This is a genomic window from Streptomyces nigrescens, from assembly GCF_027626975.1.
Lineage (GTDB): Bacteria > Actinomycetota > Actinomycetes > Streptomycetales > Streptomycetaceae > Streptomyces > Streptomyces nigrescens.
In genome coordinates, this window is record NZ_CP114203.1 from 7,320,439 (window position 1) to 7,338,545 (window position 18,107).

Here is an 18,107-nt window from a genome sequence, read left to right on the forward strand (position 1 = left end):
ACGGCCTGGTGCTCGGACTCAAAGAGCTGGGGTTCGATGCCTGCGAAGGAGAAACGGCCGAAGCCGCGGAACAGGCCGAATGGGATGTCTGCCTGCTGCACACCCCCACCCCGGATACCTCACTTCTCACCCGGGTACGGCAGTCCGGGCAGGGGCTGGTCATCGCGCTGGTGGACGGTCTCACTGTCGACAACTGCCGGGACGTGATCGGTGCGGGAGCGCATGGAGTTGCCCCTCAGGACGCCGACTTCGACGACATCGCCGAGGCCCTTCGTCTCGCGCGGTGGGGAGAGACGCGTGCCCGTCTCTTTGCTGCGGACACTGGTCGACGCTTCACCTGCCGCCCCGAGCGGCCTGACCCTCAGCCAGTCGGAGACCGACGTGCTACGTCAGCTCGCCTCCGGGTGCCCCATCGCCGACATGGCCGCCACGTTGGGCTACTCGGAGAGGCAGATGTACCGGTTGGCGAGGGGAATCTACTTCAAGCTCGGCGCCGGCAACCGCAGCGAGGCGATCGCCACGGCGGCCCGTTGGAGGCTGCTTGACGATTCCTCCTGAGGGGCCGCGAGCCGGTGTGACGGCATCAAGCCCCGTGGGGTTCCTGGCCGGTGGGGCTGCCCCGTGTCAGTTCTCCCCGACCCGTGCCCCGGCGGCCCGCGCCCGCGCCCGTGCGTCGGGGCTGACACCCCGCTTGCGGGGGGACATCCTCCAGTCCGTCGCCTCCCGTTGGGCGATCCGCAGGAGGTTCCGCGGCCCGGGAGTCGCCACGACGCCGACGTAGCGGGGATCGCCGGCGAACCACGCCGCCGTGACCTGCCCGGACTGCACCGCGCGCACCCAGAAGTGCCGCCCCGTCCCGATGCCCCCGCCGTACTCCAGGCCCACGGTCTTCTCCGGGCGCTCCGGGTCCGGCACGAGGAACTGGGTGCTGCCGTTCTTCTTCGACCTGACCTCGGCGAGGCCCGCTTGCCACGGATAAACGCGCAGCACCCGACGTATTCCGGTCAGTGAGGCGGCCCCGGCCACCGCGAGCAGGGCGTACCAGATGCCGGCGAACAGCACCGGCATCCACAGCACCAGCAGCCAGACCGGCGTCATGACGACCGCGAACAGCCAGGCGAAGAAAGCCGGTACACAGCCCAGCGCGGCGGCACACCGGAACATCGCGGTACGGCGCCATGCCCGGCGGGTGCCCGGGTCCTCCCAGGCCGTCTTGTAGTGCACTGGGGACGTCACTTCCGTCATCACCCTTCTCCGATCGGCCGGACACCTTGCGCGCGGCCGCCACTTCCCGGGCCTCCGGCATCTGCTCGCGCGGCTGCGGGGGAAGAGGGTTGCGGAAGCTCACCGTGCGGGCGATGCGTGGAAGATGCCACGGTAGTGCGCATGGCCGGAAGCCTTCAGCGGCGGCGGCGCAGGGCGGAGAGGAGCTGGGCGAGCACCGCCGCGGCCGCCCGGCGGCGGCTCGGCCGGGACGACCAGACCGCGGGGAGCACCACCCCGGCGAACACTGCCAGAAAGATCAGTGCGAGCACTGAGCTCGCCGAGTCGGACGTGGGCCAGGACATGGCATCTCCTCTGGGCTGTGCGGTGGCCGTTGTGGCGTGCCCCGACTCTGGGCCGTCGGCCGTTCCCGTCGGCGTTTCACCGAACAACTCCGAAGTGCACAGCAGTTGGTGCAGGTCAGGTCATACGCTGCTGGGTATCGAGCCGAAACCGCACGAAATTCGGAGGGCTTCTTGGTGAGCGAACCATCGGGTGCCGTGGCGGACTTCTTGGAGCGGGCCGGGGCGCCGTAGCCCGGCAGACACTAACGGCCAACTGATGGGGAGCTCCGCTGCGCTGTCGACCTGTTCAGAATTCGCTGGTCGCGGGTGTTGCGCGGCTAACGATCCGGGACGTATAGGCGTGCGCGGGTGAGGACTTGCGCGGCTATCCCTGCTCTGATGTACGGGGCACCAGCCAGCGGGAGGTAGCAGCGTCGCGAGACGGATTCAAGTGCTCCCGGAAACGAGCTCCGTAGCCGTCCCGTGCACACCATCTAAGCAAAGTCGCAGGTGAGACCGTGAATGGGCGTGGCGAGCACGAGAGGATTCGAGGCACCGCAGCGGCTCCGGCAAATTCGCGAGAACTCGAATTGGTGGTCGCCGCGGTGCAGCCTCCTCTGTGTCCGGGGGCGCCACCGGACATCAGCAGACGGACTTGCGCGGCTAACTCCCCGCTGGTCCAAGGTCAGTGAAACCCATTCACCACGTGCTCCGGCACGCCAAAAACCCAAGGTTTGCCATGTCCACCACAAATTCCGCTCCCCGTCGCCGCCCAACCGCAGGAGACGCAGCCGGCACCGCCGGCCGCGCCGCGCGAGACCCCCGCTCGTTCGCGTACCGCCCTCGCATGGGCGCAGCTGGGACTCACCGCCGCACGCGCCGGCGCCGGCACCGTCATCGGGCTCATGGGCCACCCCGGCCTGGGCGCCGCCGTCGCCGCCGCCGGGGCGGGCACGGTCACGGTAATCGTCCACCGCTACCGATAGGCGTGGTGTCCGCCGGCCGGGCGGTCGGCGGCGGGACATCATCAGCTGGCCCCCGCTGGAGGACCGTCACCCGGTCCGGCGGGGGCCTGGCCCCTTGGGGGTCTCCTGGCCAGTGGCCAGCACCCGGAGCTACCCGGGCCGGCTGCGCGGTGAGGGCCGAGCCCCGGGATGCAGCGCCTGGCCGCCGCCCCGTCCCTGGACGGGCATGAATCCACGCCGGTCAAGGCCGAGGCCGACCGGCGCGAGGCCACCGTCAGCGGGGTCGTCGTCCGCGTCGTCGACGTCTAGGCAGCGGCCGCGTCCCCCCGGGACGTTCCGCACCGTGCGTCCGCCCGGACGGATGCTGGCGGGGGGCGGCCCGGCCTGCCTGTGCGTACCGTCGAAGCCATGCGATCGCTCTGGCACGGCACGGTCTCCTTCGGCCTGGTCGCACTGCCCGTGGACATCTACACAGCTACCGAGGATCACGGGCCCGGTCTCATCTCGTGCATGCGGTCGATGGCGGCCGCGTCCGCCATCGGCGGGTGTGCGAGCTGGATGGCCGTGAGGTCGGGCCGGAGGAGACCGCCCGCGGCTGGGAGGCGCCCGACGGCCGCACGGTGGTCATCCGGGACGAGGATCTCGAAGCTCTGCCGCTACCCACGAAGCGTGTGCAAGGTGGCCCTCCGGTCGCGGGAGCGGCTGTCCGTCCTGCGCCCGCGCAACGGAATCTTGGTGCTGCATACCCTGCACTGGCCCGAGGAGATCCGTGACCCCGGCGACCTGTCCAGCCCGGCACCGACCACAGACCGGGAGCTGAACCTCGCCGAACTGCTGATGACCGAGATGGCGGGCGTGGACATCACCGAACTGCACGATGACTACGCCCAGGCGCTGAACCTCCTCGTGGACACCCTCGCCGCCGGCGGGAAGGCAGCACCGCCACGGGAGCCGCAGCCGCCCATGGACCTGATGGCCGCGCTGGAGGAATCCGTGCGCGACGCCCAGCGCGCTCGTAACGGGGGACATATGTAACAGAATTGCCCGCGAGAAGCGTTCGTCTCCCGCGGCCTGGCGGCGTCTACCCTCTGCTGTCTCGGGTCTGGCAGTCCAGGAATTCGACCAGCCGAGACTCCGAACGTACAAGCCGTTCCCGTTGCTCACCGGGAAGCGAAGCGAGGGCGTCGACGAGGCTTCGCTTCCGGGGGACGTGCACCACGCTGCCGGAGTAGATCCGGCAACCGGAACACCAGGCGAGTCCGACGCACCGCTCGAACATGGCTGACTCGGGCGGATGGCAGCGGTACTGGTACGAGCGGACGAGCGTTCCGCAGGCGGCGCAGATCAATCGATCCCCGTCGCAGACCGTGTCCCAGGCTCCGACCTTGCGCCAGTGCTGCCGCCCGGCCGGTGCAGTCGTCATGCCGAGCATTCTCACCCACGGCGAGTCGCCCGCACCCGCTCCGAGTCGTGACTCTTCTCTGCCAGTAGGGGTGTCACCGTCCCACTGGTGCTGTTCGGCGGGCAGAGCGCCCCGCGGCTGCGGGCCCGCCGCCCCTGCCCGCGGCGGGGGCCGACGGCGGCCGCGGCGGCGCCGGCGGATACGGCGGCCGGCCTCAATTGCTCGTGCCGCAGCTGCACCGCCGACTGCGTCGTGGCGTCCGCGAGCAGGCGTGGTGCGGATGCCGGAGACGCGTGGCTCCCCCGCATCCATGGGGAGATGCGGGGGAGCCGACCGTTGCGCAGTGAGATCAGACGTTGTTCAGGTTGGCCTTGAAGGTGTTGCCCCAGCCGGCCTGGACGCGCTGTTGCTTGACGATGTCGCCACCGAAGCCGTCAGCACGCTGAGTGGCCTTCCACGTCGTTGCGACGAAGCCATTGTGGCCCTCCAGGTTGGTGGGCTTGACCTTGCCTCCGGTGATGTTGATCGCGGCGTTGAGATTGGTGAGCTTCGCGCCGCCGCCCAGGACCTTGCGGACCTCGCCTCGCTTCGATTCGTACTTCACCCACACCTGCTCGCTTGTGACGGGGATGTTGAAGACCTTCTCCGTCACGGTGAACGCGACCATGACGGTGGCCTTGCGGCCTTGCTTGGTTTTGTTGGTCTGCGTGGCGCGGACGAACTTGACGTCCTTGTTGTGGTTCGTGACCGCGCGCACGGGCTTGTTTTCGTCGGCGTGGCCGCGCAACTGGCCGCCGAACGCCATATAGACGGTGCGGGACTGCAGATAGCCGAGGAACTTGACCTGCTTGGCCTTCGGCAGCGCACGGAACGCCTTGAGCACGGCGCGGGACTCGGGGGTGCGCTGCTTGATCAGGTAGGCCATGTACTTGTCCGGGGTGACCTTGTTCATGGACACGGACGCCGAGGAATCCGCGGCGGGCACCACGGTGGTGGTGCCCATGGCGGAGGCGGCTGGTGCCAGGACGGCGACGGCGGCGGCGCCGGCGATGGCCGCGGAACTGATTCGACGGAGGCGAGAACTGTTGCTCACTGCTGTTCCTCTTTCAAGGTTTTAGGTCTGGTCAGTTTTCGACTCTAGGAACAGTGAACGGTTGTCCGGTATTGAACTTTGAGGTGAAGGCCTTTCGGCCCATGCCCTTTCGGACTAGCAAGATCAAGACAGCTTTGTTCGTTTATCGATCGTTTACCGCTGGTCATCACCTTGTTCTGGCGGTCGGATACCCCGAACTGGCCTTATACGCACGGTAGTTACACACGGCAACGTTGATCCGCCGTAGGCTCCGCCACGGACGGAAACAACGACCGGCTGAAGAGCCGGAGGGCGCCACAGGGCCTACAAGGGCCGGCGACCAGACCAGCAACGGGCCGAAACCCCGCAAACCGCCAATCAGAAAGAAACGGGGAACACCGGCCGAGCAGAGCTGCGCAAAAGACGGGGAAGGTCTGCTTTGCCCAATACGCAAGGAACCACTGACAAGCCATACTTAGTCAGGCGCATCGCGCGCCGACCCATCACCCCGCCGCCCACACCAGGCGACCCACGCGGGATCCACCTACTTACCCCACGCGAACGGCAAGTCCTCCTCCTCATCGGACACGCCGCCCCCAACCGAGAGATAGGAAGGAAACTGGGAATAGCCGAAAGAACCGTAAAAGCGCACCTCGCCAACCTCATGGACAAAATCCATGTGGCGACTCGCGTCGAAGCAGCCATCTTCGCCTACGTTCACCACCAGGACATTCACCCAGACGAAGACCGCTGCCCCGTATAAAACACCGAAGGGGGCGCCCAAACGGGCGCCCCCACCGTGCTGATGGACCTCAACCACTACGCCGACGGTAGACCACAAAACCAGCCACCGCGACCACCGCCGTGTACGCGACAAATCCCGCCGCTGCAGGACCCGCCGGAACATCGGTTCCCAAGAACAACCTGAAGAAGTTGCGTTCCTCTGTCGCCATCGCGCTCATATCAACCATCATCGACCGGCCCAAAGTGAACGGAAGCCATTCACCCACCCCCGACAGGTCAACTCCCGGAACCTTCCGCAGCAGCATCCCCACGACCCGTTCACCCAATAGCGGCACCAGACACAACACCAAAACCGGCCCCACACGGTTACGGATCAGCGCAGAAACCGCCGTGCACCACAACATCCAGCACGCCACCCACAACAGCAACCGGCCCACCGGAGCAGCAAGATCCAGCCACTGCGGCTGCTCGACCCCGGCCACAACGAACGACACCACCGCCGCCCCGGCTTCCACCACCACGCCGGCCGCCGCCACCGCGACCCCCATCAACACACCAACAACGCACTTCGACCAGTACGCAACCGACCGCCCCCGACCGTCAGCCACGTCGTGCGCGCACCACCACGTACCAGCTCAGCTGAAACCGGCCCCGTACCCAAAACCATTAGACAGAACCCGATGAAGCAGATCTGAGCCAGCGCAGGCGTCCACGTGAGAGCCGTTTCGAGGTCGGCAGCCCGCACATGCCCCGCACCATCAGCGGACAGGTAAGCATCGCCCCCCCCGACAGCAAGCACAGCACCAAAACAACCGCGACCAAAATCCACGTGGACCGAAGCCCCCTCAAATGACGCAGCTCGAAACGGCACGCCCGCACGAACGCCTCACCACGCCCCACATCGCCGGCCTGCCCGTCGAAATCCTTCCCCAGCGCGCTCATCAGATCTTGAAATCCTCTTGGGCAATCGTGACGTAGAAGTCCTCAAGGGAAGGGCTCTGCTCGTCCAGCCTGTACAGCGCAATACCGTTCACCGCCGCCATATCGGCCACCTGAACCCGACTCAGACCGCTGATCTCCGCCTTCTGCCCGCCGGTAACCTCCAGCAGGCCGCCAGCCCTTTTCACCAGACCGGCAAGCTCGACCAGTTCAGACGTCTGAACAGTGACCGTTCGCTTGGAGACCGCGTAAGACAGCAAAGCCTCCATCGGGGTTTCGGCAACAACCCGTCCCCGGGAGAGCACCACCACCCGATCTGCGAGCTGCTCCATCTCCACCAAAAGGTGACTGGAGACCAGCACGGCGACCCCGTCGGCAGCAAGATCCCGCAAAAACCCCCGAAGCCACCGGATCGCGTGAGGATCCAGGCCATTGGAAGGCTCGTCCAGGACCAAAACCCGAGGCGAGCCGATCACGGCCTGGGTGATACCCACCCGTTGGGCCATCCCGAGCGAGAGCTGAGAGATCCGCATTTTGGCGGCGCCCGTCATACCCACGGTTTCCAGGAGCTCATCCACGCGGGCGTTGCTCGCCCCAGCTCCTGCTGCCACCATCCGCAGATGGTCACGGATCCGATGCTTGGGATGCCCTCCCACCCCACCGAAGACAGCCCCCACCACCCGCGCCGGAGCCGACCACTGTGTCAGCGGTCGGCCCAGAAACGTCGTGGCCCCTTCTCCGCGCAGCAGGCCCAGCATCAGCCGCAGCGTGGTCGTCTTTCCCGCGCCGTTCGACCCCACGAACCCGGTCACTGACCCGGCCCGCAGTGTCAATGACACGTCATCAACGACCCGCTTGCCCCTGAAGGTGCAGGACAGGCCGCTCACCTTCATCCAAGGCACCCAAACCTCCATGTCATGTTCGCGAAGCGATACAACAGCCGCTCACTTCACTGAATTTGAAACTCGCGGGAAGTTGAGGACGGTCAATTCCCTTCCCTGCCGAAGATGCCTCCGGCACACTCCGCGTTGCCTGCAAACCAAGGAAGAAGCCCTCAAGGACGATGCCCGAAAGGGCAATTGCCCAAAGGCCCGATGCCCGAAGATCCGATAGCGGACCAACACATCACGCAACGAAGATCCCCCTTGCCCGCCTAGAGCACCTGGGCGAGCTACGGCCATCCGCTCACTGCCAGAGCCCCGGCCGCACTCCACCAAGCAAGGGGGTACCCATGGGCAACAAACTGCGTATGACCGCCGCGACGATAGCCGCCGCGGTCGCGCTCGGCGTCGCCGCTCCGATGGCATCCGCCACCGAAACCAGCCGCGCCACCGCCGCGACCGCTTTCGTACAGGCCGCGCCCAAGGCCGCGTCTCTGAACACCGTCAGCGTCGCCGACGTGCAGCGCGCAGTGAAGACGGGCGCCGTCCAGGTCGACGCCAAGAGCAACACCAAGGCGACGAATGGCATCGGGGGAGCGGTCTTGAAGGCCGCCAAGGCGATCATCGCCAAGTACGGCAAGAAGGCCGTCCAGAAGATCGTCAAGGACTGGAATACCTTCCGAGCCTGGTACCACGGGCTGTCGAACTGGAACCCGATCAAGTGGCTCTTCTGGGTCTCCGGCCAGGAGATCATCTCCCAGGTCTACCAGGCCCTGCGCAGCATCGTCTTCTAACATCACCCTTCGGAGCCCGAGGAAGTGGGCTCCGAAGGCCATCTTCTGGTCGATGAGCGCCCCGGACCTGTAGCAGGTCATTGTCTGGATCGCCAAGCACCTCTAAACCACAAGATGCTTAACTGGCCCCCAACGCCCCTGCGTTGGGGGCCAGTTCGCTATTGAGAGGAAGCACAATGGAATCTGCGGAAACCGTGCAACACAAGGAAAAGCTCCGTGTGTCGGATGCGTGGTGGCTCACCGCCGGCGTTCTCGGTGTCGCCTCCCTGCTCATCACTTTCATCATTCGCACCGACGCCGCAGAACGCACAGGGTGGATCCTCTATTTAACGGCCTGGATCCCCCTCATCGCCGGTCTCATCCACTACAAGGCCAGCCGCAACCAGCGAGCCTTCTACCACACACGCATGGCATCCCTGCCGATGCTGCTTGCCGGTACGGTCATGATCGCCTTCCATTGGGACGGTTTCCCGCTGCGGTAACCCGCAGACACGCCAAGCGCCTCATTGGCCGATAGGGCAATGCCCGAAGAACCAATACCGGCAGCTTCGCGTTCCCGAAAGACTCTTGTTCGGCCGATCGGATCATCCGGTCCAGGCGCGGCCGCCACGTGCTCTTCCTTCCCGTGGACCGGCCGCGCCTCCAAGCTGAGATGAGGAGTCTCCATGAACAGCAAGCTGCGCACAGCGGCCGCAACCGCCGCCGCCGCCGTCGCCCTGGGCGTCGCCGCCCCGATGGCATCCGCCGCCGAGGCCAGCCGCACCCCCGCCGTCTCCTCGGTGCAGGTCGGCGCGGTCAGCAAGGCCGCTGACGTGAACACCATCACCGTCGCACTCAACAAGACCACCACGGGCGCCCACACCACCTCCCTGAAGAAGGTGGACCCCGAGGCGAAGAAGATCGCCAAGTCCATCGTCAGCTACATCAAGAAGAAGATGGGCAAGGCCTACGCCACGGCCAAGGCCGCCGCGAAGAAGGGTATTGCCGCCTTCAAGAAGTGGCTTGAGACGCTGTCCCCGACCAACCCGGTCCGCATCGTCCTCTCTATTCCGGGCAACCACCTCATCCAGCTGGTGATCAGCTTCCTCCGCTAATCGTCCGCTGGTTGGTCACCAGCACCCCATGAGACCAACGGTGTTCTCCGCGAGGCCCGGAATCCCACACACGTGGCTCCGGGCCTCGCCCCTTACCACCTCACCTCAAAGAACTGGGCTGCTGGCGGGCGCCCATAGGGGCGGGCCATGGAGAACCCGACCGGCCACCCGCGCCGCGACCACCTACAGCCCCGCGGACTACCGGGTGCGGGGGGAGTGGCTCGACCTGGCGCCTCTCGGAGATCCCGCCACGGTCGTCATTGAGGCCTAGGAAGCGGACACAGCGGTCGTCCGGCCCCCGCCGGCTTCTGCCGGTGAGGAGACGCGAGTATGCAGCCGCTCCCTGTCGGCACGACGCCGAGCTGCGCGTCGCCGGTACCCCGCGCCGGCGGACTGGGGTCGGGGCTGGGGCGACTGCGCGCCACCGACGTCGACTCGCTGCGGGACAGGGTGCGGGACACTGCGCTCCGCACGGCGCTGGGCAGTATCGAACGGGTGTGGCGGGGCGTCTCCGAAGACGGACGCCCGCCGTCGTCGGGCTGATTGGTCACCTTTGCCGTGGGTGCACCCGGCAGTTGGTATGGAGGTACCGGGCGCTGCCGTTCGTGAAGTCGTAGAGCGCGACCGTCTGGGTGTCCTCCAACGGATCCGCCGGTGGCATCAGGAAATGGGTCTCGCTCACCGGGAGCAGCTCATATCTGATGCGGTCCGGCTTGTGGAGGAACGCTGCCTGCATCGGGTCGAGGAACAGGGTCAGGTACAGCTTTCCGTCGTCGGCCGCCACCTCGTACCGTGCGCCGGGGCGCCCGTAGACGCCTTCGTACCGGGACAGGTCGAGGTTCAACGTCGTGTCCGGTGCAGGCAGGTCCGGGACGGTCACCATGCCGAGATCGGTCAGGATCTCGTTGAACACCGCGTGGGAGAAGCTCTCCCGCGGTCCGCCGTTGGTCAGCAGTGCAAGGGCGGTGTTCGAGTCCGGCAGGATCCGAAGCCGGGCGTTCTGGCCGACCGTACTGCCGTCGGTCGCGAAGACGGTTTCGCCCTGCCAGTCACATACGATCAGGCCGAGTGCCCATGCCGGCCCGAACATGTACGGATCCGGTACGGGCACCCGCGAATTCAGCATCTTTTGAATGCTTTCGGCAGAGACGATGCGCTTTCCATTTGGCGCCGTGCCTTTGTTGAGGAAAACGTGCGCCATGGCGAGCACCTCCCGGGAGGTCGAGGTGAGGTTTCCGCCGGGGCCGAATGCGCGTGGCAGGTGGCGCACCGGTGTGACGAGGGGCCCCTCTTCCAGGGAACGGATCAGGTGCCCGGTCGCCGCCCGGGCTTCGTCCACCTGCTCATGCCAGCTGTTCGTGCTGGTCAGGCCCATGGGGTCGAAGAGGCGGTGCCGCATGATGTCGTCCCAGTGCGTGCCGTCGTGCACCTCCAGGATCCGCGCGAGAATGGCGTAGCCCAGCGCCGCGCTGTAGCCATGGGTGTGGCCCGGCGGGAAGACCTGAGGTGCGTCGGCGATGTTCTCGACCATGCGCGCACAGACGTCCTCGTCTTCGCCGGGGTCACCATAGGCTTCCTCGATACCGTTGGTGTGGTTCAGCAGGTGACGAGGGGTGACCTGTGCGCTTGCCTCGGGATCGGCCACCGCGAAGCCGGGCAGATACGTCCGCACCGGTTCGTCGAGGCCGACCTTTCCTTCGTCGACGAGTTGCATGAAGGCCAGTGCGGTCCACGTCTTGGTCATCGAGCCGCATTGGTAGACGGTGTCCGTCGTCACGGGTTCCCGCGTTTCCACGTTCCTGACGCCGACCGCGAATTCGGTGAGCTCTCCGTCGTGGAGCACACCGATCGCGGCGCTCGGAATGGCGTACTCCGCCAGGAGTCCGGCGACCCGGGCCCGGATCCGCGGTATGTCGAGCGTCATCGCGGGAGACCGATCGCGTTCGCGGCGTCCGCTTCGAAGTACTCCGTCGTGGCGTAGGCACCGGCGTGTGCCTCGAAGAAGTCCCGGACACCCTCAAGGGAGTCGTGGGTGAGGATGTTCACCGCCTTGGCTCCGTCCCGGCTGGCGACCGCCAGCTTCCACGTGGCGCCCTTGGGGAGTTGGGCGTGTGCCTTCTTCAGCCCGCTCCAGAACTTGCCGTCGTCCGAGACTGTCGACACGACCATCACGTACATCTTGGGTCCTCTCTTTCCGGATGCAGAAAAGCTACGTTGCGTTTTAGGGAGCGTCAACGAAATGGGCGTGCAAATGCCCGCTAAAACCTGGATCGTTGCAACAGGATTGCGAATGAATGCAACTTCCTCCATCGGGTCGTTGCAATGTACTGTCGCTGAACGCAAGGAGAGGGGTGGCATCGGTGCCAGGAGGCAGGCTGACCTACGAGGACCGCCGACGCATCGCGGCGTGGCTGGCCGAAGGGCTCGGGTACGCCGAGATCGGCCGACGGCTCGGCCGGCCGACGTCCACGATCAGTCGCGAGGTCGCACACAACGGCGCATCCGCCCACTATCTGGCCGACCACGCCCAGCAGGCCTCCAGCCACCGTGCCCGCCGGCGCAAGCCGGCCCGGCCCGCCGAGCCGGCGACGGACGAGCAGCCGGCCCAGGCGGTGCGCGACTTCGTGGACCGGTTCGCGACGCTGCTGGCCGCGACCGGCCTGCCTCGTATGACCTCACGGGTGTTCGTGTGCCTGCTCACCGCCGACGCCGAGGGCCTGACGGCAGCCGACCTGGTGCGACGGCTGCGCGTCAGTCCCGCGTCGGTGTCCAAGTCCATCGGCTACCTGGAGGCGATGGAACTGATGAGGCGTCGACCGGATCCCGGCGGGCGCCGCGAGCGGTACGTCATCGACGACGACGCCTGGCTCCGGGCGTGGCAGGCCGATACCAGCGCACATGCCGACATCGCGGATGCCGCACAGCGGGGCATCGAGATCTTCGGCGCCGGGACGACCGCCGGCGCCCGACTCGGCACGATGGGCCGGTTCTTCGCCCGGCTCAGCGAGCAGATGAGCGGCAGCGCCCTCGCCGAAACCGCCGTGTACGACGCGCTGACCGTGCTCGCCGCCCTCGTGCACGCCGACCGCCCGCTCACCCGCGGCGCACTGGCCACCGCGCTCGACTGGCCCCGGGACCGCGTCACCGCCGCCCTGGACGCGATCCAGCGGCAGCCGGCCATCGCCGATCCCCTCGCCCTGAGGCCCGTCGGGCCCCGGACGTACGCCCTCACCACGAGACCGGACCGCCTCACCCCGGCGCAACGCGAAGCACTCGACCGGTAAGCCGCGCCAACGCCTCGATGCCGGTGAGCGGTAGAGCGGGGAGCCGGTGAAGTACGGGACGGACCGGCGGCAGCCTCTACAGGTAGAGCCCCGCATCCGCCCCCGAGTCCTGGGCCGGGACCGAGGCGGGGCGGGTGCCGCGGCGCAGTGCGTACAGTTCGGCGAGTGTGGCGCCGTCGCGGCCGATGCCCTGGTCCGTGCCCAGCCAGTGTGCCGCTTCGGTGCGGGTCAGCGGGCCGACCTCGATACGGGCCAGACAGCGGCCGGGGCGGACCACCGCCGGGTGCATCCGCTCCAGGTCCTCGTTGGTGGTCACCCCGACCAGGACGTTGCGGCCCTGGCCCAGCAGACCGTCCGTCAGATTGAGCAGCCGGGACAACGCCTGCCCCGCGGCGTGCTTGGCCTCGCCGCGGATCAGCTCGTCGCAGTCCTCCAGGAGCAGCAGGCGCCAGCGGCCCTTGCCGGTGCTGTCGTCCTCGCCGATCGCGATGTCCATCAGATAGCCGACGTCGTTGAACAGCCGCTCCGGGTCCAGGACGCAGTCCACCTGGCACCAGTCGCGCCAGGAGCGGGCCAGGGTGCGCAGCGCGGAGGTCTTGCCCGTACCGGGCGGGCCGTGCAGCAACAGCAGCCGGCCGGAGATCTCCTCGGGCGCCACCTTCATCAGCCGGTCCATCGCATCGGCCACCGGCGCCGTGTAGTTGGGGCGGATCTCCTCCCAGGTGCCCGCCGAGATCTGCCGGGAGGTCCGGTGCGGGCCGCGGCGCGGCGAGAAGTACCAGAAGCCCATCGGGACGTTCTCGGGCTGTGGCTCGGGCTCGTCCTCCGCCCCGTCCGCGGCCTGTCCCAGCACCTTCTCGGCCAGCTCGTCGGTGACGGCGGTGACCGTCACATCGGCGCCGCGGTTCCAGCGGGAGACCAGCAGGGTGAAACCGTCGCCCTCGGCGAGGGTGGCGCTGCGGTCCTCGTCCTTCGCCGCGCGCAGGACCCGGGCGCCGGGCGGCAGCAGGGTGAGCCCCGGCCGCACCCGGTCGACGGACCGGCTGCGGGCAAACGGCTGCTCTCCCTTGGCGAACCGGCCCAGGAAGAGCGCATCGACGACATCGGCGGGCGAATCGCTGTCGTCCATGGTCAGCCGGAGCGGAACGGACTCCTCGGCGGCGGACGGCTGGACGTGATCGGCACACATGCCGCCATGATCCGTCACGGCGGGCCACCACGTACACGGATTATCCCGGCGTTTCCCCGCGACCGGGCGCCGCGGTGAGCGCGGGGGCGGAAGACCGGGGCCCCGTACGGCCGGACCGGGGCGCGGTGGTGACGGGCCGCCCACAGACGGCGCAATGACGGTCCGGCGGGCGGGCCGTCCGGAGACTGGGACGACGCGCCGCGTGGTGGGGTGACCGCCGGAAGGAGCCGCGTCCGTTGGAGCCGCCGAGCGGAACCCCCCTGACGGTGGTCATGGTCGGCCTGACCGTGGTCACCGGGATGCTCGATGCCGTCAGCTTTCTGGCGCTCGGTCAGGTCTTCACCGCCACCCAGACCGGCAATCTGCTCTTTCTCGGCTTCGGTATCGCCGGGCAGGGCGGGCTCCCGGTGGTGACGACGGCGGTTTCGCTCGGCGCCTTCGTGCTGGGCGCGGTCTTCGGGGCGCGGATGGAGTCGACCCTGGCCGCACGGGCGTACCAGTGGTTCCCGGCGGCGCTGGCCACGGAGGCGGCGCTGCTGTTCGCCGCCGCGGCGGTGGCGTGGGAGTCGGGGCCGTCCCCGGGGCTGCCGGCGGTCCGGCGCGATGTCGTCATCGGGCTGATGGCGGTGGCGATGGGCATGCGCAATGTCACCGCGATGCGGGCCGCCCCGTCCGACCTCACCACGACCGTGGAGACCCGGGCGATGACGGCCCTGGTCAGCGGGTCACCGGTGGGGCGCGACCGGCGGCTGGGGTACGGCAGCCATGCCGCGGGCCGCCGGCTGCTCTCGGTCACCTCGATGTTCGCCGGCGGTCTCCTCGGGGCCGGGCTGCTCGGTCTGGGGACCCGTCCGACGCTGGTGCTCCTGCTGGTGGCCGTCTTCGTCGCGGCCACCGCCTTTCTCATGCCCGGTCTCGCCCGCCGTCGGCACCACACCGAGGACTGACCGCGCAAGGGGGCGAGGGTCCGTCAAAATGCGGCGCGGGTACGGACGCAGACATCGGGATGCCTCCCGGGCCGTCCTCGGCGCCAGCCGCAAGGCAATGACATGGCGGTGAACATCCCCCCGGATCGGCAGATTTGCCGTGAACCGCAGACAACTTTTGGCATGGACACTTCCGGCTTGCGGTGAGTCTTGCTACGACAGATGTGGCAGAGCTCCTGCTAAGGGAGGTTCCATGAGACTGTCCCGATTCGCGGCCTTGACGTCCGCCTTCTTCGTCACCACGGCGCTCGCGCTCACCGGCGCGAGCGCCGCCGCGTCCGCCCAACTCCCCACCGCCACCGGTTATGTGGCACTCGGCGACTCCTACTCCTCCGGCGTCGGAGCCGGCAGCTACGACAGCGCCAGCGGCTCCTGCAAGCGCAGCACCAAGGCCTACCCAGCCCTCTGGGCCGCCGCGCACTCCCCCTCGTCCTTCCAGTTCACTGCCTGTTCGGGCGCCCGAACGGGTGATGTTCTCAGCAGTCAACTCGGGCCGCTCAACAGCTCCACCGGCCTGGTGAGCATCTCGATCGGCGGCAATGACGCCGGATTCGCCGACACCATGACGACCTGTGCACTCCAGGGCGAGAGCGCCTGTCTGGCCCGGGTCGCCCAGGCCAGGACCTACATCGCCAACACCCTGCCCGGCCGGCTCGACGGGGTGTACAACGCCATCTCCCAGAAGGCCCCTGCCGCGCGGGTGGTGGTCCTGGGCTATCCGCGCTTCTACAAGCTCAGGGGAACCTGTATCGCCGGTCTCTCCGAGAAGTCCCGTGCCGCGATCAACGCCGCCGCCGACGACATCAACGGCGTCACCGCCAAGCGGGCCGCCGACCACGGCTTCACCTTCGCCGATGTCAACGCCACCTTTTCCGGCCATGAGCTGTGCTCCGGCAGCGCCTGGCTGCACAGCGTGACCTTCCCCGTCCTGGAGTCCTACCACCCCACCGCCGCAGGCCAGTCCGGCGGCTATCTGCCGGTGTTCGCCTCCGCTGCGTGACGACCCGTCGTCCGGGCGCCGGGGAGAGGCCGTGATCCCGGTCTCTCCCCGGGCGTTCCGGCGGCCCGTCAGGCACCCCGCGCCGCCCGCGCAGACGTCCGACGGTTGCTCAACTCGCCCTGCTCCGGCCCTTGTAGGTGACATTCCGTATGGTGTGCGTCAACGTCAGAGCGAGGCAGGTGAATCCGGTGACCGGTCTGCACGCGTGTCCTCCAAGAGAGATAGGGTTACCCTGCCCGGGCCGGGTGCCCTCATAGGGTGGGGAGAGTCATGGAACAGATAACAGTGCGTAGCAGGGCGCGAGTCCCTGCCATCAAATGCGGGAGCGTCGCATCCAGTGCGCGTCTCGACCGCCATCTCGCGGTGCTGGGTGGCCCTGCCATCCCGCAGCGTGAGGTGGAGGGCGCGACGTCGCTGATGCAGGAGCTCACCGCGCGCGATCACTCGCGTACGAGGAACGGCCGCGGCGCCAGGGTGTCGCTGTTCGCACCGCTGCGCAGGCTGCGGCGCTCGCTGTTCGGCGGGCACGGCTGACCCGTTTGTCAAGCGGCATCTCGGGCGATCACACCGTCCCGGCGCGGCACTGCGGTCCGATCGCTCATCAGGCCCGAAGCGCCGGCAGTTCGCCGGTGTGCTCGCCGGGGCGGGACTCCTCGCCCCGGAGATGCCGTGAGCCGCTCGAACCCTCGCCCGGCCCCGTCCCCACCCGGCCGGTTGCACCACTCCCCACCACCCGTCGCGCGTGCTGCGACGGGTGGTTTGCTGTACGGGGCCGGGCCCGGCGGACCGTTCAGCTGTCCGACGCTCACACCAGCGCGAACTGCCCCTCCGGGCCCTCCTCGTGGTGGTCGAGCACGGAGGCCGGACGACGCGCGGAGACCAGCGCCGGAAGGATGCCGGCCGCCCGCAGTTCACCCGCCGTCACCTGTGGCGCGTCCGCCGTCTGCCGCCCCAACTCCGCGCACTCCGGCCGGAGTTCGGACAGCAGTGCCAGTACGGTGATCAGCTCCAGCAGCTCCGAGGTCCACTCCTGGGGCCAGCTGGTGGGGCGCAGCGCGGCCAGTGAACCGGCCTCGGGCGGTTCCGCTCCCGCGCCGGTGCGCTCGGCATACCACGCCTCCAGGACACGGACGCCGCCCGCGTGGAAGTCCCAGGCGCCCGGCGGCACCGGCGAGATCCGGCCGCTGCCGAGGAGCAGCGCCTCCTCCTCCGGGTCGTAGCCGAGGGCCCCGGGCAGCCCGCGGCCGGGCAGTGCGGAGCGGACGTACGGGCGGCGGCCGCCCGGCATCCGGGGCCGCTCGCCCGACTGCCCGCCGTCCGCCCCGTGCCCATGGGCGCCCCGGGTGCCGAGCCACAGCAGCCGGGCACCGAGCGCGACGCCGCGGTCCCAGAGCTCCGGGTCGGTGGTGAGCGGGACCGTGCAGCCGTCGGGGGAGTGGTGGGCGCTCGCGGCGAGCCAGGCGAGCAGATCCGTCGGGCCCGCCGGGCGGTCCAGACGCCGGCCGAGCAGGGCGAGCAGGCCCGGGGCGAGGTTCGGCTCCCGGCCGCCGGGCCGCCGGTAGAGCGGGTGGATCCGTCCGGGGCGGCCGGCCGGCGACCGTCCGTCCGGCAGCAGGGCCGAGCACGTCACGGCGGGGCCGGGCAGCTGCGGCACCTGCCCCCACTCGACCGCGAACAGCTGGTGTGCGTCCGCGACCCGCCACAGCTCCGGGCGCGCACCGTCGATCAGCCGGTGGTCGGGCAGCAGCCACTGCTGGTCGAACGGGCCGTGCAGGATCCGCACCGGTTCGGGGCACGGTCCGCTCGCCCGGTGGAGCCGACCGGTCGGGGTGGCCTGGCCCGGCAGCTGGCCGACGGCGGAGTGCAGGGTCCGGGCCCGGGACGGCCGGAACAGCCGCTCGCGTTCGGCCGCGTCCCCGGCGGCCACCAGCGCCGCCCAACGGGCACGCAGTGTGGCCGGGTCCGGCGCCCGTACCCAGGAACGGCCGAGCCGCAGCGGCGCCACGGACCACGGCATGAGATCGGACAGCCGTGGCGCGTCCTGCTTCGCCGTCACGCGGAGCCCCTCCCGGACCGTTCGGTTGACCCCGGCATGGTATCCAGCGCCCCCGTGGCCGCACCGAATCCGCAGGCCATACCACTCTTCCAGGGCGGGCGCAGGCGGTCTTCCGCTTGCTGATCTTGACGGAGTACGGTCCTCGCCGTACGCC

General features: G+C 68.6%; 23 protein-coding genes. 13 read left to right on the forward strand and 10 right to left on the reverse strand.

The genetic code is table 11. The features are described from left to right. Window positions 1-297 precede the first annotated feature (297 nt). Window positions 298-558: a response regulator transcription factor gene (locus tag STRNI_RS32390; RefSeq protein ID WP_277412499.1), complete on the forward strand. Its 261-nt coding sequence runs from the start codon at window positions 298-300 to the stop codon at window positions 556-558. Between the two features lie 66 nt (window positions 559-624). Here STRNI_RS32390 and STRNI_RS32395 read toward each other — a convergent pair whose 3' ends face one another. Both STRNI_RS32395 and STRNI_RS32400 read right to left on the reverse strand, forming a co-directional pair. Then, complete coding sequence (locus STRNI_RS32395; RefSeq protein ID WP_277412500.1) at window positions 625-1,236, reverse strand: hypothetical protein; 612 nt, start codon at window positions 1,234-1,236, stop codon at window positions 625-627. Between the two features lie 164 nt (window positions 1,237-1,400). Next, complete coding sequence (locus tag STRNI_RS32400) at window positions 1,401-1,568, reverse strand: hypothetical protein (protein WP_018087882.1); 168 nt, start codon at window positions 1,566-1,568, stop codon at window positions 1,401-1,403. 713 nt (window positions 1,569-2,281) lie between these two features. On the opposite strand from STRNI_RS32400, the gene STRNI_RS32405 reads away from it, so the two are divergent. From STRNI_RS32405 to STRNI_RS32410, 3 genes are all read left to right on the forward strand, one after another. Next, window positions 2,282-2,533, forward strand: a complete 252-nt coding sequence (locus STRNI_RS32405) for a hypothetical protein (protein WP_159490149.1) — start codon at window positions 2,282-2,284, stop codon at window positions 2,531-2,533. Window positions 2,534-2,931: 398 nt separating this feature from the next. Continuing rightward, entirely contained in the window at window positions 2,932-3,285 is a 354-nt protein-coding gene (locus STRNI_RS41700) for a Ku protein (RefSeq protein ID WP_381844413.1), read from the forward strand. Further along, window positions 3,182-3,547 (forward strand): Ku protein, encoded by a 366-nt coding sequence (locus tag STRNI_RS32410; RefSeq protein ID WP_159490147.1) that lies wholly within the window; start codon window positions 3,182-3,184, stop codon window positions 3,545-3,547. The genes STRNI_RS41700 and STRNI_RS32410 overlap by 104 nt, the downstream gene beginning before the upstream one ends. A gap of 46 nt (window positions 3,548-3,593) precedes the next feature. Here STRNI_RS32410 and STRNI_RS32415 read toward each other — a convergent pair whose 3' ends face one another. Together STRNI_RS32415 and STRNI_RS32420 are read right to left on the reverse strand one after the other, a co-directional pair. Beyond that, the gene (locus STRNI_RS32415; protein ID WP_159490145.1) at window positions 3,594-3,935 is read right to left on the reverse strand and encodes a hypothetical protein; all 342 of its coding nucleotides are present in this window, start codon (window positions 3,933-3,935) and stop codon (window positions 3,594-3,596) included. Window positions 3,936-4,263: 328 nt separating this feature from the next. Then, window positions 4,264-5,007, reverse strand: coding sequence for a hypothetical protein (locus STRNI_RS32420; protein ID WP_159490143.1), 744 nt, complete (start codon window positions 5,005-5,007; stop codon window positions 4,264-4,266). A 418-nt stretch (window positions 5,008-5,425) separates the two neighbouring features. Here STRNI_RS32420 and STRNI_RS32425 point away from each other — a divergent pair, with 418 nt between their 5' ends. Further along, window positions 5,426-5,749, forward strand: a complete 324-nt coding sequence (locus STRNI_RS32425; protein WP_229838449.1) for a response regulator transcription factor — start codon at window positions 5,426-5,428, stop codon at window positions 5,747-5,749. 49 nt (window positions 5,750-5,798) lie between these two features. Here the strand turns inward: STRNI_RS32425 and STRNI_RS32430 are convergent, their stop codons facing one another. Together STRNI_RS32430 and STRNI_RS32435 are read right to left on the reverse strand one after the other, a co-directional pair. Further along, window positions 5,799-6,278: a hypothetical protein gene (locus STRNI_RS32430; protein WP_159490141.1), complete on the reverse strand. Its 480-nt coding sequence runs from the start codon at window positions 6,276-6,278 to the stop codon at window positions 5,799-5,801. A 393-nt stretch (window positions 6,279-6,671) separates the two neighbouring features. Then, entirely contained in the window at window positions 6,672-7,562 is an 891-nt protein-coding gene (locus STRNI_RS32435) for an ABC transporter ATP-binding protein (RefSeq protein ID WP_229838459.1), read from the reverse strand. A 338-nt stretch (window positions 7,563-7,900) separates the two neighbouring features. On the opposite strand from STRNI_RS32435, the gene STRNI_RS32440 reads away from it, so the two are divergent. The 4 genes from STRNI_RS32440 (at window position 7,901) to STRNI_RS32455 (ending at window position 9,981) form a co-directional block, all read left to right on the forward strand. After that, entirely contained in the window at window positions 7,901-8,344 is a 444-nt protein-coding gene (locus STRNI_RS32440) for a hypothetical protein (RefSeq protein WP_159490137.1), read from the forward strand. Between the two features lie 176 nt (window positions 8,345-8,520). After that, on the forward strand, window positions 8,521-8,826 hold the full coding sequence (locus STRNI_RS32445) for a hypothetical protein (RefSeq protein ID WP_159490135.1): 306 nt from the start codon (window positions 8,521-8,523) through the stop codon (window positions 8,824-8,826). 183 nt (window positions 8,827-9,009) lie between these two features. Then, complete coding sequence (locus STRNI_RS32450) at window positions 9,010-9,438, forward strand: hypothetical protein (RefSeq protein ID WP_277412501.1); 429 nt, start codon at window positions 9,010-9,012, stop codon at window positions 9,436-9,438. A gap of 330 nt (window positions 9,439-9,768) precedes the next feature. Further along, window positions 9,769-9,981 carry a hypothetical protein gene (locus STRNI_RS32455; RefSeq protein ID WP_277412502.1) on the forward strand — a complete coding sequence of 71 codons (213 nt, stop codon included), beginning with the start codon at window positions 9,769-9,771 and terminating at the stop codon, window positions 9,979-9,981. 4 nt (window positions 9,982-9,985) lie between these two features. On the opposite strand, the gene STRNI_RS32460 is transcribed toward STRNI_RS32455, so the two are convergent. Both STRNI_RS32460 and STRNI_RS32465 read right to left on the reverse strand, forming a co-directional pair. Further along, window positions 9,986-11,362 (reverse strand): serine hydrolase domain-containing protein, encoded by a 1,377-nt coding sequence (locus STRNI_RS32460; RefSeq protein WP_277412503.1) that lies wholly within the window; start codon window positions 11,360-11,362, stop codon window positions 9,986-9,988. Next, the gene (locus STRNI_RS32465) at window positions 11,359-11,607 is read right to left on the reverse strand and encodes a hypothetical protein (RefSeq protein WP_274734723.1); all 249 of its coding nucleotides are present in this window, start codon (window positions 11,605-11,607) and stop codon (window positions 11,359-11,361) included. The genes STRNI_RS32460 and STRNI_RS32465 overlap by 4 nt, the downstream gene beginning before the upstream one ends. Window positions 11,608-11,798: 191 nt before the next feature. Between STRNI_RS32465 and STRNI_RS32470 the strand changes: the two genes are divergently transcribed. After that, window positions 11,799-12,722 (forward strand): GbsR/MarR family transcriptional regulator, encoded by a 924-nt coding sequence (locus STRNI_RS32470; RefSeq protein ID WP_420911228.1) that lies wholly within the window; start codon window positions 11,799-11,801, stop codon window positions 12,720-12,722. Window positions 12,723-12,798: 76 nt separating this feature from the next. Here STRNI_RS32470 and STRNI_RS32475 read toward each other — a convergent pair whose 3' ends face one another. Then, entirely contained in the window at window positions 12,799-13,911 is a 1,113-nt protein-coding gene (locus tag STRNI_RS32475) for a DUF5925 domain-containing protein (RefSeq protein ID WP_018087877.1), read from the reverse strand. Between the two features lie 236 nt (window positions 13,912-14,147). Between STRNI_RS32475 and STRNI_RS32480 the strand changes: the two genes are divergently transcribed. From STRNI_RS32480 to STRNI_RS32490, 3 genes are all read left to right on the forward strand, one after another. After that, window positions 14,148-14,858, forward strand: coding sequence for a YoaK family protein (locus tag STRNI_RS32480; protein WP_277412505.1), 711 nt, complete (start codon window positions 14,148-14,150; stop codon window positions 14,856-14,858). 232 nt (window positions 14,859-15,090) lie between these two features. Further along, a complete protein-coding gene (locus STRNI_RS32485) occupies window positions 15,091-15,897 on the forward strand; it encodes an SGNH/GDSL hydrolase family protein (protein WP_018087875.1) in 807 nt (268 codons plus the stop codon). Between the two features lie 270 nt (window positions 15,898-16,167). Beyond that, a complete protein-coding gene (locus tag STRNI_RS32490) occupies window positions 16,168-16,431 on the forward strand; it encodes a hypothetical protein (RefSeq protein ID WP_026169319.1) in 264 nt (87 codons plus the stop codon). 271 nt (window positions 16,432-16,702) lie between these two features. Here the strand turns inward: STRNI_RS32490 and STRNI_RS32495 are convergent, their stop codons facing one another. Beyond that, complete coding sequence (locus STRNI_RS32495; protein WP_277412506.1) at window positions 16,703-17,953, reverse strand: type ISP restriction/modification enzyme; 1,251 nt, start codon at window positions 17,951-17,953, stop codon at window positions 16,703-16,705. Window positions 17,954-18,107: the final 154 nt, after the last annotated feature.